The organism is Xanthomonas hortorum, from assembly GCF_040279205.1.
Classification (GTDB): domain Bacteria; phylum Pseudomonadota; class Gammaproteobacteria; order Xanthomonadales; family Xanthomonadaceae; genus Xanthomonas; species Xanthomonas hortorum_F.
Genome location: NZ_JBEOLS010000090.1, coordinates 1 through 12,935, shown reverse-complemented (window position 1 = coordinate 12,935; position 12,935 = coordinate 1). Strand labels below are relative to the sequence as shown.

The window sequence follows — 12,935 nt, the reverse complement described above, 5'->3', positions numbered from 1 at the left end:
CGGCTGCCGACCTGGCCGCCCCGACACCGGATAGTGCGGTGCGATCAGCCCGAGCAGTTGCTGCCACGGAACCACCTGCTCCATCTCGGCCAGAAAGATCTCGCGCCGGGTCTGCTTGCGTTTACCCTGGCCCTCAGCGTCACCGAACGTCAGTTGCATGGATGATTCCTCACTCTGTGGCAATAGTGTCGCGCATCTGCTGTGCTTTGTTCAGAGGCTCCTTAAATCAGGATTAGGTGATCTTGCGGCCAATACGACGACAACCGAAGCGGCCATTTTTGGCGCTGCTTCGGGCATTCCACCCGAAGTCAAGGAAAGCGAAGAGTTGATGCGTGCTGGATTGTTCCAGAGCATTAAGGATGGCGTGATGGCGCATCCCGGCGAGAACATGGGCCCGGAGGAGGCGATTGAGCAGATGACGCGCCATGCGCTCGATATTGCTCCCGGCGAAAGCACCGCTGTCAAGTCTATGGGGCTGGCATCCATTGTCGGGATGATCCCGCTGATCGCCAGCGACAAAGCCACAGGATTGCTCTCGGAAAAGGTGCTACGTATCTTCCGGAGCGCCGTCTTCAATCCGATCGAAGCCATCGCTCTGAACGCGCTGGCGCTTGGCGGACGCGTGCATGTTCCTGGGCTATTCGAATCCGACAATGCCAAGCACGCGCGCGTTGTGCAAACCATTCTGACGCGAGCAAGCGAGCACATGGAAAGCGAAGAACGGGAGATTACCGCAGAAGAGTTGCATCAGATTTTGGCTCCCAGGAGCGAGTTCCTTCGTCATGTAGGAACCGCGATTGTCAAAGGCATGAATGCAAGCTTCGAGGCCCTTCCCGCGCTGGCCCGTAAACTTGGATATGGCGAAACTCCTTTGGCCGAACGTATTCCGTACCAGGACCTGGCTGTGTCTGATACGGCGCACCAACCCGCACCCTGAGCCGTAATCCACGGGATAGCCGGGATTGCGATCAGTGGTTGGGGGATCATTGGGATACCTCGCTCCGCAGCTTCGAGGGATGCACGGCGCTGGCGAAGTCAGCGCCGTTGCGTGCTGCCTAATCCAACAAGAGCGGTAGAGTACCTAGCACAACAACTGCAAATGGTTGTGCTAGGCATCTCAAGGCGTGCTACCAAGTTGTTTGCAACTCGGCCCAACTTGGGTTGACAGCGCTTACGCCATCGCTTCATCGGCACCCAGCGCAACCACCGCCTGCTGGGCATGATCGAAGCGTTCGCGTGCGGAGCGAATGGCCGAATGGTTTTCGCCTGCCCAGTTGAGCAGCTGCGAGATCGGGCCGAGCAGCGCCACGCCAAGCTTGGACAACGCATATTCCACGCTGGGCGGCTTGGTGGCGTAGACCTTGCGGGTAATCATGCCGTTGCGCTCGAGGTTGCGCAGGGTCTGGGTCAGCATCCGCTTGGAGATGTCCGGCACGGCGCGCTGGATGGCGCTGAAGCGGGACGGGCCGGGGATCAACGTCAGCAGGATCAGCATGGTCCATTTGTCGCCGATCTGATCGAGCACATCGCGCACCGGGCACTTGGTGGCGTCGAAGGGCATGCCTTGCAGGGACGGCGGCGGCGGAAACAGAGCAATCGCGTTCACGGGGGTATCTCACGGTAACCAGGGGGAAGAAAACTGCCTCCTTGTGGAGGATCGAACGGCCCTGATAATGAGTGCGCGGACCTAGAGTCTAGATAGTAGACCACACCTCTTATCAATACCAACTGGAGTTCACCATGGCACACACGTCCCCCCTGATCCTCGTCACCGGCGCCAGCGGGCAGTTGGGCGCGCTGGTCGTCGAAGCCTTGCTAGAGCGTGTGCCAGCGGCACGCATCGTAGCAACGGCCCGCGATACTGCGTCACTCGCAAAGTTCGCAAAACGCGACATCAGCGTGCGTCGCGCCGACTATGCAGACCCGCAGAGCCTGGATGAGGCCTTCGCCGGGGTGGGCCGCGTATTGCTGGTGTCGTCCAATGCGGTGGGCGAACGCGTGCCGCAGCACCGCAACGTGATCGAGGCGGCCAAGCGTGCCGGGGTGGAATTGCTGGCCTACACCAGCGTGCTGCACGCCGATACCAGCACGCTGTCGCTGGCACCCGAGCATGTCGCCACCGAAGCGCTGCTGCGCGAGAGCGGCGTGCCGCATGTGCTGCTGCGCAATGGCTGGTACACCGAGAACTACACCGGCTCGATCACGGCCGAAGTGGCGCATGGCGCGGTGATCGGCAGCGCCGGCGAGGGCAGGATCAGTGCGGCCACGCGCGCAGATTACGCAGCCGCCGCCGCAGCGGTGCTGGCCGCCGACACACCGCAGGCCGGCAAGGTCTACGAGCTGGCCGGCGATACCGCCTTCACCATGGCCGACTATGCCGCCGAGCTGGCGCAGCAGTCCGGCAAGCCGGTGGCCTATCACGATCTGCCCGAAGCCGACTATGCGGCGGCGCTGGTGCAGATCGGCTTGCCGGCTCCGTTCGCCCAGGTGCTGGCGCAGTGCTCGGCGTCCTCGCGCGGCGGCAGCCTGTTCGACGACAGCCACACCTTGAGCCAGCTGATCGGCCGCCCGACCACCTCGCTGCACGATGCGGTGGCTGCGGCGTTGAAGGCGGCACCAGCAGCCTGAGTCGGGCGTCGGCACGGTGCTGGTCGACATGCGTTGACCACCATCTGCTCGGCGATATGCCAGGGTGTTTGATCAGACGAAGGCGGGCTCTGACCCGCCTTCGCCGCGTTTTGATTCATTCCTCCCCTCGCCCACCGCTGCTCGGGAAGACGACGACAGCGGCGCGGTTGCCGTACGCGGCGCGCGCCTTCCGCCCTGCATCACTATCCGCCTCATGGCGTGGCTGCCTGCCAGTGGCACTGCAGACTTGAGGACGCGCGGCGGCAACAAGAGCGTTGCAAAAACGCCCGCACCTCACATTGCGCGCTGATGGGTTCGCCTCCCGCGCGTCGCATAACTGACATCGGCCGGACACGCTACTGACACAGGCATGCGTACACACGCGCCGTAGATGTCACCAAACTGACATCAAATCTAAATATAACTGCTGCCATTGCCGCTACGTCAGGACGACCTGGGCGCCTGGCAGGCGCTCAGACGCCATGTTCGCCGCCCCGGTTGGGGGCAGCCGCAGGCCTGACGCTGCCGCCGACCCGTTTCCCTTGCACGAGCCGGACCCATGAAAAAACGCAATCTCGCCACCGTTCTGTGCGCCCTCAGCGCGACCGCCAGCGGTAGTACGCTGGCCGCCGAGCTGGAGCTGTACGTCGACCGCAAGACCAAGCAGATCTTCGCCGAGCCGGCACCGGGGCGCGACAAGCTGGGCAAGTTCGTGCAGGTGGACGAGAACGGCAAGCTGCCGGCCTCGGCACTGCCTGCCGCGCCGGCATTGCCGCCGCCGCCCGCCGCGCCAGTGGCGGCCGACACCGCCATCGCCCAGAACGCACCTGCACCCGTGCCGGCAGCAGCGCCGGCCAAGCCCGGCGAGGCCGGCGAGGCCGGCAAGAAGTGGTACGACAAGCTGAGCCTGCGCGGCTACACCCAGATCCGCTACAACCAGGGCATCGGCGGCGACGCGCAGGACCTGCGTGCGCCTGGCGACCGCTTTATCGGCAACGACCAGAGCCTGGGCATCCGGCGCGCGCGCCTGGTGCTGAGCGGCGATCTCAACGAGCATGTGGCGCTGTACTTCCAGCCGGACTTTGCGAGCACGCCGACCGGCTCGACCACTTCCAACTTCGCGCAGCTGCGCGATGCGTATGCCGATATCTACTTCGACAAGAAGCGCGAATACCGCGTGCGTGTGGGCCAGTCGAAGATGCCGTACGGCTGGGAAAACCTGCAGTCCAGCCAGAACCGTCTCACGCTGGATCGTGCCGACGCACTGAACTCCGGCCTGCGCGACGAACGCGATATCGGTGCGGTGTTCTATTACAGCCCCACCGTGGCCAAGGGCCGCTTTCAGGATCTGGTCAAGTCGGGCCTGAAGGGCTCGGGCGATTACGGCGTGATCGGCGCTGGCGTCTACAACGGCCAGGGCGCCAACCGCGCCGAGCGTAACGACGGCATGCATGCGGTGGTGCACGCCACCTACCCGTTCAAGTTCGCCAACGGCCAGTATCTGGAAGTGGGCGCCGATGCCTACAGCGGACGTTTCGTGCCGACGGCGGCAGCGGTGAATATCGGTGGCCGCAGCTTCACCCCGGCCATCACCGACCCGAACGGCTACACCGACCAGCGCGTGGCCGCGCACATCATTTACTACCCGCAGCCATTCGGCCTGCAGGCCGAGTGGACAGTGGGCCGCGGCCCGGAGCTGGATGTCGCGCAGCGGCGTATCCGTACCCGTTCGCTGAGCGGCGGTTACGTGCAGGCGATGTTCAAGCACGACTTCAATTACGGCACCCTGCTGCCGTACCTGAAATGGCAGACCTACCGCGGCGGTTCCAAGTTCGATACCAATGCGCCGCGCATGCGTCTGGACGAAGTGGAAGCCGGTGTCGAGTGGCAACCGATGGATGCGCTGGAACTGGTATTCGCGTATTCGAAGATGAAGCGCACCGACGTCACCACGGCGCCGTATCCGGTGGTGGAAGGCGATCTGCTGCGCTTGCAGTTGCAGGTCAATTACTGAGTCATCGATGCCTGATTGATCGACACACACACGCCGGGCCATCGCCCGGCGTGTGTGTGTCGGCAAGCCGGCATGCAACCCGTTCGCACGCGGCCGCATCGGTTCGCGGCGCGCGCAGGTACCCCGCCGGGTGACGCCGCATGCTGCGGTCATGGCCGATTGCCGCATGTGTAGACCCTGCATGCGCGCATGGCCGCTCGTCCCCGAGGGGTTGTATGCGCATCAAAGCCACACTCGAGCGATTGCCTGGCGGCATGATGCTGGTCCCCCTGTTACTGGGTGCGCTCTGCCACACGCTGTGGCCAACTGCCGGCACCACCTTGGGAAGCTTCAGCAACGGCTTGATCAGCGGCACCATACCGATTCTGGCGGTGTGGTTTTTTTGCATGGGCGCGACCATCCAGTTACGTGCCACCGGTCAGGTACTGCGCAAGTCCGGCACGCTGGTGCTGACCAAGATCGGCGTGGCATGGCTGGTGGCGGTGCTGGGTCAATCGGTGCTGCCGCCCGGCGGCCTGCCCAGCGGCCCGATGGCAGGATTGTCGGTGCTGGCGTTGGTGGCGGCCATGGACATGACCAACGGCGGCTTGTATGCCTCGTTGATGCAGCAATACGGCAGCCGCGAAGAAGCCGGTGCGGTGGTGCTGATGTCGCTGGAATCCGGCCCCTTGGTGACCATGCTGATCCTGGGCGCCAGCGGTGCCGCCTCGTTCGAGCCGCGTCTGTTCCTCGGTGCCGTGCTGCCGTTGCTGGCAGGACTTGCGCTTGGGAATCTCGACGCGGAGCTAAGGCAGTTCTTTGCGCAAGCCACGCACACGCTGGTGCCGTTCTTCGGCTTCGCACTCGGCAACACGCTGGACCTGACCACGATCGCCACCACCGGTGTGCATGGCGTGCTGCTGGGCATGGCGGTGGTGGCGATCACCGGTGTGCCGCTGATCCTGGCCGATCGCCTGATCGGCGGCGGCAATGGCACCGCAGGCTTGGCTGCCTCCAGTACTGCGGGTGCGGCGGTGGCTACACCGGCATTGATCGCAGCGATGGCGCCGCAGTTCGCAGCGGCCGCACCGGCCGCCACCGCGTTGGTGGCCAGCGCGGTGATCGTCACCTCGTTGCTGGTGCCGCTGCTCACCGCCTGCTATTGGCGCATGCTCAAACGTACCGCAGCGGCAGCGGCGTCACCGGGCTGAGGGCCATATGGAACGCCGCTCCCCTCCTTCGGCCGCTGATCTACGCAAGCATCAGCGCGCTAGCGTGCCGACAGTTCTGCACGAATAATGTCTGCGCCCGCACTGAGGGCAGTGAGTTTGCCTCGTGCGACGTGGCGGGCTAGCGGCGCCATCCCGCAGTTGGTGGACGGGTAGAGCTTGTCGGCATCGACAAACCGAAGCGCCTTGCGCAGCGTATCGGCCACCTCCTGCGGTGTTTCGATCGTATTGCTTGCCACGTCGATGGCGCCGACCATCACCTTCTTGCCGCGAACGAGTTCGATCAGATCGATCGGCACGTGCGAGTTGTGGCACTCCAGCGAGACGATGTCGATATTGGATGTCTGCAGCTTGGGGAACGACTCCTCGTACTGACGCCACTCCGACCCCAGTGTCTGCTTCCAGTCGGTATTGGCCTTGATGCCGTAGCCATAGCAGATATGGACGGCGGTCTCGCACTTTAGGCCTTCAATCGCCCGTTCAAGGGTGGCAACACCCCAGTCGTTGACCTCGTCGAAGAAGACATTGAAGGCCGGCTCATCGAACTGGATGATGTCCACGCCGGCCGCTTCGAGCTCCCTGGCTTCCTGATTGAGAATCTTCGCAAACTCCCATGCCAGCTTTTCGCGGCTTTTGTAGTGCGCATCAAAGAGGGTATCGATCATCGTCATGGGACCAGGCAATGCCCATTTGATCGGCTGCCGGGTTTGCTGGCGCAAGAACTTGGCATCGTCGACGAAGACGGACTTCGGGCGGCTCACCGCGCCAACAACGGTGGGGACGCTGGCGTCATAGCGATCGCGAATCCTGACCGTCTCGCGCTTTTCGAAATCCACACCGCTGAGATGTTCGATGAAGGTGGTGACGAAATGCTGCCGGGTCTGCTCGCCGTCGCTGACGATATCGATGCCGGCGTGCTGCTGTTCCTGCAGCGAAAGGCGCAATGCGTCCTGCTTGCCTTCGATCAGTTCCTCGTCCTGCAGCTTCCAGGGAGACCAGAGTTTCTCCGGCTGTGCGAGCCAGGACGGCTTGGGCAGGCTTCCGGCGGTGGAGGTAGGGAGCAGCTTATTCATGATGAGTGATGTCTTGCGTTCTTGTTGATTAGACAGCGTGGCTGGAGGCCCACTGCTCGAGAATATTTCCGTAGGGCTTGATGAAGTGCTCCTGCGTGAATTTGCCCTGCGTCACCGCGAGCTGACTGCGCTCTTCGCGGTCGTAGACGATCTGGGTAGACGAGTAATCCTGATGCTTCAGGCTCGGCTGGTAGATGGCCCCTGCTGCGGAATTGGCGTTGTAGATCTCTGGCCGGTAAATCTTCTGGAACGTCTCCATGGTGCTGATGGTGCCGATCAGCTCAAGATTGGTGTAGTCGTTCAGCAGGTCGCCGAGAAAGTAAAACGCCAACGGGGCGACGCTGTTGGGCGGCATGAAATAGCGCACCTGCAGGCCCATTTTCTCGAAATACCGATCCGTCAATGAACCTTCGTCCTGCCGGTATTCAATGCCCAGGATGGGGTGCTGGTTTCCGGTGCGGTGATAGACCTTGCTGCTGGAGACGCTGATGCAGATGACCGGCGGCTTGGTGAACCGCGCCTTGTAGGCGTCCGAGTGCACGAAGTGCTTGAACAGCTTGCCATGCAGGCTGCCGAACTCCGGCGGCAGGCTGAAGCTGGACGCATCCTGATTGTGCGCTGGCAGCAGCACGCTGAAATCGTAGTCGCGCACATAGGAGGAAAAATTATTCCCTGCAATGCCGTCGATGCGCGCGCCGGTCGTTTTATCGAGGATGCTGGGTTTCAATATCTCGATCAGCGGAAATGCATCGCCTGCTTCGCTCCCACCGATCTTCATCTCGACAGAGATGATTTCGAGTTCGACCGCGTAGCGGTCAAGCGTGGGGTTATCCCAATGCGCCAGGTCGTTGAAGCGGTTGTTAATCATCGCCAGCGTGTTACGCAAATTTTCCTGACGACGCTGCCCCCTGGCCAGGTTGGCAAAGTTGGTCGTGTTGCGCGTATTGGCCGCGGGACGGTAGTCCTCATCGAACCAAAGGCTCTTGATGCTGAAGGTCAATTCCTGAGTCATTGCAAGCTGACGCCTTGTTTCGAGATTAAATACGAGCGCACTTTTCAGCGAAGCTGTTGATGCCTGCTGGATGGAAGCCGGGACTCTGGATCGGCGGGCCATCGCCAACGGATCCGGTGGCCAAAGAGGGCGAGGTGGCCCGCCAGGCAACCGTGGGCGGGATGGCCCTCAGGCCGCAGCTACTTTTTCTGCGGCGATGGAACTTGGCTGCCGCGTCAATGCGATCAGCGGCAATGCCCGCTGCACAGCCAGACTGGCCCGATCGGCCAGGGCCTCGTTGTGCACGCGGTAGTCCAGAAAGTCCCGATCGGTGGCGTAGACGCCCAGCGGCAACGTGCGTGCCTGGAAGAAACTGAAAAGCGGCCGCAGCTGGTGGTCGATCACCAACGCATGGCGGTCGCTGCCGCCGGTTGCAGCCAACAGGACGGGCGTGTCGATCAAGGCGTCCTGATGGATGAAGTCGAAGAAATGCTTGAACAGCCCGGTGAAGGACCCGCGATAGACCGGTGTTGTCACCACCAGCACGTCGGCCTGCTCCACGGCGATCAGTTCCTGCTCCACCGTTGCGGGCAGCTGCGAGCGCCAGACCGCCCCAGCGAACTGCGGTGCCAACGCCCCGAGTTCGACCAGATGCTGCTCGCACGGCACTGCATCGGCGATTAGGGCCAGCAGATGCTCTGCCAGGGCGACGGCCTTGGACGGGCGTTGCATCCCGCCGGAGACCGCGACGACGCGGAGGGGGTGTGGCACGTTGACAGTCATGCAGGTGGACCTAGAACGACGAACCCCGATGCTAGGGCTCGTATTCAATGAAGTAAAATGGTGTTATTTCAACAATCCATGAATTCGGATCATCTGAATGCTTGAGCGCATCCACCTCACCATCGTCCAGCAGGTCGAGCAGCAAGGCTCGCTGACGGCCGCCGCCGGCGTGTTGAACCTGACCCAGTCGGCGCTGAGCCACAGCATGAAAAAGCTGGAGCAGCAGCTGGGCACCGACGTCTGGCTGCGCGAGGGGCGCAGCCTGCGGCTGACCCAGGCCGGCCAGTATCTGCTGGCGGTGGCCAACCGGGTATTGCCGCAACTGGACCTGGCCGAAGAGCGCCTGGGGCAGTTTGCGCAGGGCGAACGCGGTGCGCTGCGCATCGGCATGGAATGCCATCCCTGCTACCAGTGGCTGCTCAAGCTGGTGGCGCCCTATCTGGCCACCTGGCCGGATGTGGATGTGGACGTCAAGCAGAAGTTCCAGTTCGGCGGTATCGGCGCGCTGTTCGGCTACGAGATCGATCTGCTGGTCACGCCCGACCCGCTGTACAAGCCCGGGCTGCGGTTCGAGCCGGTGTTCGACTACGAGCAGGTGCTGGTCGTGGCCAGCGGCCATGCGCTGGCGTCGGCTGCCTACGTCAAGCCGCAGCAGCTGACACGCGAGGTGCTCATCAGCTATCCGGTGGACCTCGAGCGGCTGGACATCTACAGCCAGTTCCTGCTGCCGGCCGGTGTCACGCCCAGGCGCCACAAGGCCATCGAAACCACCGACATCATGATGCAGATGGTGGCCAGTGGCCGCGGCGTGGCCGCCATGCCGCGCTGGTTGGTGGAGGAATATGCCTCCAGGATGGACGTGGTGCCGGTCCGGCTGGGTGCGCGCGGCATTCCCAAACAGATCTTCCTGGGCGCACGCGAGGCAGATATCGCCATCGACTACCTGCGCGCCTTCATCGAACTGGCGCGCGCGCCTGGCAATGGCAGCGCCACTCCGCCGGGAGCCCACTGATGGACAGCATCGCCAGGCGCGTGTGTTGCATGGACCGCCTTCCCGCTCGACCAGCGCTGACATGCGGGAGCCACCCAATCGCCACCAGAGGACGGCAACCCCTTTGATGTATCCGGATACGCCCAGCCTCGCCAGCACCATTACCGACGGCTATTCGTTGGAGGTCGGCGCAAACGACATGCCCGCGCTGGCCGCAGCGGCGCCGCGGATCCTGCGTGGCTCAACCATCTTCATCCCCTACCTGCCAAGCCAGAACGACGACGCGCGACTGGCCGCAGCACAGAGGGTGCGCACCCTCGGCTTCGCGCCCATGCCGCACCTTTCCGCGCGCCGCATCGCCTCGCTCGAGGCGCTACACGCCTTCGTCAGGCGCGCCGTCGATGAAGCAGGCGTTGAGCGCTGCCTGGTGATCGCGGGTGATGCGCCTTCTGCGATCGGGCCGTTTTCGGACAGCGTGTCGCTGATCGATACAGGTGTTTTCGAGCGCTCGGGCATCACCACCATCGGCGTGGCGGGACATCCGGAAGGACATCCGAGCATGCCTGCAACCGATCAATGGGATGTGCTGGAACGCAAGTGTCGCAGCATCGCCGAGCGCGGCATGGCCCCGCTGATCGTCACCCAATTCGCGTTCGATGCCGACATCGTGCTGACGTGGCTGGAAGCGCTGCGCGCGCGTGGCATTGCACATCCCGTGCGTGTGGGCGTTCCCGGTCCTGCGGGCGTCGCGGTGCTCGCGCGCTATGCCGCACGCTGCGGTGTGGGCGCATGCGCATCGATGCTGTCCAAGTACGGCATCTCGATCGGCAAACTGTTCGATAGCGCAGGGCCGGATCGTTTTATGGATCGCCTCGCCACCGGCCTCACTGACGCGCATGGAGACGTCAGCCTGCACTTCTTTCCCTTCGGCGGCATTGCACAGTCTGTCGCGTGGGTAGAGCAGTATCGCTCCCGCAGCGCGGCCCACATCTTGTCGACCTCGGCATCGCGAAGGTCACAGTAGCTTTCGCACAATCGTTTGGGTGGATGAATACCCGCCGAGTACGACGCTCAACATCAATCACCGACCATGCGTGTGATCCGGCATTGCGGTGCGCGGAGTCCACATGTCCACGACCTGGATCACAGTCCGTACTATTCATTTCTGTTTATTTGTTGGCTGCGCGTGAGGTGCTGCAGCGCACAGCAGACCTGTCACAAGCGCGCGGTATAACCATCGGCGAATCGCGGCGAGGGGGCGCTGCATCCGGTGTCGTTGCCATGCGCAGCGGCATCGCTTCGCAACGTTCAAGGAGAGATGTCGCCATGCCGAAGCCGTCGCTATTGTCGTTACTGTGCAGCCTGTCGCTCGTGTCCATGCCGCTTGCGGCGGCGGAGCTGCAGCCCAAACAACTGGCTGGCCCACCGGAGGAGTTCGCGCAGATGCGCGCACCCGATCCGGCAGAGTCAGCCATCCTGTCCAAGAGCGCATTACTACCGGTGGAATTGACGCCGGCCGGTAAATCGGCGCGTTGGCAAGGCACCTTGCCGGTGGAAAACGGCCATCTGCGTTTCATGGTGTTGGCCGGCGACCAGCCGTGGGATGCGGCAGTGACTGCACCACGCGTTGCCGGCGCGCGCGCCGCTGCCGTTGCACCGCAACTGCAGGCACAACGTACATTGCTGGGCAGCGCAGAGAGCGGCACCAGCGGCATGCGTTACGCGGTGGAATCGGCACAGAACGGCGCATGGTCGCTGACCCTGCAATCGGCATCGCCGGTGGCGCAACGCGGCTATGTCTTGATGGAAGGCGATGCACGCACGCAGTTGGCTTCGTATGCGCGCAATCGTCGCCAGCAGGTGGGTCAATCGTTGACGCTCAATGCGCTGCTCAGCGGCAACGATGCGCGCGGTGCGACCTTGCTTGCCGCGCAGGCTGGGCAGATCGAGACAGCCAGCCTGCGTGTGATCGATCCGCAAGGCGGCATCCGCACGCTGCCGATGGCCGATGACGGGCAACACGACGATGGTGCAGCCGGCGATGGTGTGTATGGCGGTACGTTCCAACCGAGTAGTGAGGGCACCTGGATCGCACAGGTGATCGTGCACGGTCACGATCAGACCGGGCAGCCGTTCGTGCGCACCAGCGAGCATGTGCTGCCGGTGCTGGACACCTCGTTGCGTTTGCTCGGCAATGCACTGAGCGCACGTGCTGCCGATGGCACGCGGCTCAGCATTGCGTTGCCCGTCGCGGCACGCGGCAAGGCGCCGTCGCACTACCGTGTGTTCGGCCAGGTGTGGGGCACCGATGCCACAGGCAAGGAGGTGCCGGTAGCATGGATCGGCGGCATGCTGACGCCGCAACAAGGCCAGTTGCCACTGAGCCTGGACGAACGCTGGATTGCGCGTGCCGGTGCGCGTGCGCCGTTTAGCGTTCGCGGGCTGCGTATCGAAGATCCGGACCATTACATCCCGCTGGTGCAGGCCGACACGCTGCCGTTGCAGCTGCCCGCATTACGGCGTGCCAGCATCGCGCGGTCTGCCGGTGCGATCGACGAAAGCATGCGTATGGGGCCGCGTCCAACTGCGTTGGCCAGTGCCCGTGCGATGGCGCAACCGCAGGCCGCCGGCTCGCAACTGGTGCTGGTGCACGGCTATTGCTCCAACGGCGTGTGGCCGCAGGCGCAATTCACCAATGCGTCCTCGTTCATCGATGCCAAACAGAACCGCAGCAACGACCAGTTCGCGCAGCGGTTGGCGCAGTTCGCCAGCCAGTGGTCTTCGTTCGCCACGGTGGCGCACAGCCAGGGCGGTATGGCCGCACTGCATCTGTATACCTACTACTGGAGCGGGCTGGATAACGCCAGCGGCGGGCGGGTGATGCAGTCGGTGGGCACGCCGTACCAGGGCACCAATCTGTCCGGCATTCTGGCGGCGGTAGGCTCGTGGTTCGGGGTGGGTTGCGGCACCAATGCCGACATGACCTACGACGGTGCGAAGGCGTGGCTGGCCGGCATTCCGGCCGATGCGCGGGCCAAGGTCAACTAGGGCCTGTTAACACTAATGGCCCGAGCGATTAAACTATCGTGCATGGAGATCACGCCAGCACAATTTTCTCTGATCGAACACTGCCTGCCGGCGCAGCGCGGCAATGTCAGCATGACCAACCTGCAAGTGGTCAACGCCATCCTTTACGTTGCCGAGCATGGCTGCAAATGGCGCGGCCTACCCAAGCGCTTTGGCAACT

At 63.2% G+C, this 12,935-nt stretch carries 10 protein-coding genes and 3 pseudogenes; 8 read left to right on the top strand and 5 right to left on the bottom strand.

Features of this window, described 5'->3' with window-relative positions; translation table 11 throughout:
- Window positions 1–159 (bottom strand): annotated as a pseudogene (locus ABS769_RS21420) (IS5/IS1182 family transposase); the annotation flags it as partial.
- A gap of 64 nt (window positions 160–223) precedes the next feature.
- Here ABS769_RS21420 and ABS769_RS21415 point away from each other — a divergent pair.
- Window positions 224–937, top strand: a pseudogene (locus ABS769_RS21415) (XopB/HopD1 family type III secretion system effector); the annotation flags it as partial.
- A 234-nt stretch (window positions 938–1,171) separates the two neighbouring features.
- On the opposite strand, the gene ABS769_RS21410 reads toward ABS769_RS21415, so the two are convergent.
- Window positions 1,172–1,606 carry a winged helix-turn-helix transcriptional regulator gene (locus ABS769_RS21410; RefSeq protein ID WP_317063148.1) on the bottom strand — a complete coding sequence of 145 codons (435 nt, stop codon included), beginning with the start codon at window positions 1,604–1,606 and terminating at the stop codon, window positions 1,172–1,174.
- A 134-nt stretch (window positions 1,607–1,740) separates the two neighbouring features.
- Between ABS769_RS21410 and ABS769_RS21405 the strand changes: the two genes are divergently transcribed.
- From ABS769_RS21405 to kdgT, 3 genes are all read left to right on the top strand, one after another.
- Complete coding sequence (locus tag ABS769_RS21405) at window positions 1,741–2,628, top strand: SDR family oxidoreductase (RefSeq protein ID WP_317063149.1); 888 nt, start codon at window positions 1,741–1,743, stop codon at window positions 2,626–2,628.
- A gap of 559 nt (window positions 2,629–3,187) precedes the next feature.
- Window positions 3,188–4,642, top strand: a complete 1,455-nt coding sequence (locus tag ABS769_RS21400) for an OprO/OprP family phosphate-selective porin (protein WP_317063150.1) — start codon at window positions 3,188–3,190, stop codon at window positions 4,640–4,642.
- A gap of 215 nt (window positions 4,643–4,857) precedes the next feature.
- Window positions 4,858–5,832: a 2-keto-3-deoxygluconate transporter gene (kdgT, locus tag ABS769_RS21395; protein WP_205393374.1), complete on the top strand. Its 975-nt coding sequence runs from the start codon at window positions 4,858–4,860 to the stop codon at window positions 5,830–5,832.
- A gap of 59 nt (window positions 5,833–5,891) precedes the next feature.
- Here kdgT and ABS769_RS21390 read toward each other — a convergent pair whose 3' ends face one another.
- The 3 genes from ABS769_RS21390 to msuE form a co-directional block, all read right to left on the bottom strand.
- Window positions 5,892–6,923 (bottom strand): methionine synthase, encoded by a 1,032-nt coding sequence (locus tag ABS769_RS21390; protein ID WP_104551067.1) that lies wholly within the window; start codon window positions 6,921–6,923, stop codon window positions 5,892–5,894.
- Between the two features lie 28 nt (window positions 6,924–6,951).
- Window positions 6,952–7,935 carry a DUF1852 domain-containing protein gene (locus ABS769_RS21385; RefSeq protein WP_317063153.1) on the bottom strand — a complete coding sequence of 328 codons (984 nt, stop codon included), beginning with the start codon at window positions 7,933–7,935 and terminating at the stop codon, window positions 6,952–6,954.
- Window positions 7,936–8,103: 168 nt separating this feature from the next.
- Window positions 8,104–8,697, bottom strand: coding sequence for an FMN reductase (msuE, locus tag ABS769_RS21380; protein ID WP_317063151.1), 594 nt, complete (start codon window positions 8,695–8,697; stop codon window positions 8,104–8,106).
- Window positions 8,698–8,794: 97 nt separating this feature from the next.
- On the opposite strand from msuE, the gene ABS769_RS21375 reads away from it, so the two are divergent.
- The 4 genes and pseudogenes from ABS769_RS21375 to ABS769_RS21360 form a co-directional block, all read left to right on the top strand.
- The gene (locus ABS769_RS21375) at window positions 8,795–9,709 is read left to right on the top strand and encodes a LysR family transcriptional regulator (protein WP_023903024.1); all 915 of its coding nucleotides are present in this window, start codon (window positions 8,795–8,797) and stop codon (window positions 9,707–9,709) included.
- Window positions 9,710–9,812: 103 nt separating this feature from the next.
- Complete coding sequence (locus tag ABS769_RS21370) at window positions 9,813–10,712, top strand: methylenetetrahydrofolate reductase (protein WP_317063152.1); 900 nt, start codon at window positions 9,813–9,815, stop codon at window positions 10,710–10,712.
- Between the two features lie 302 nt (window positions 10,713–11,014).
- Window positions 11,015–12,733 (top strand): annotated as a pseudogene (locus tag ABS769_RS21365) (choice-of-anchor X domain-containing protein); the annotation flags it as partial.
- 45 nt (window positions 12,734–12,778) lie between these two features.
- Window positions 12,779–12,935, top strand: a 157-nt coding sequence (locus ABS769_RS21360; RefSeq protein WP_233368074.1) for a transposase, incomplete at its 3' end; no start/stop codon positions are given.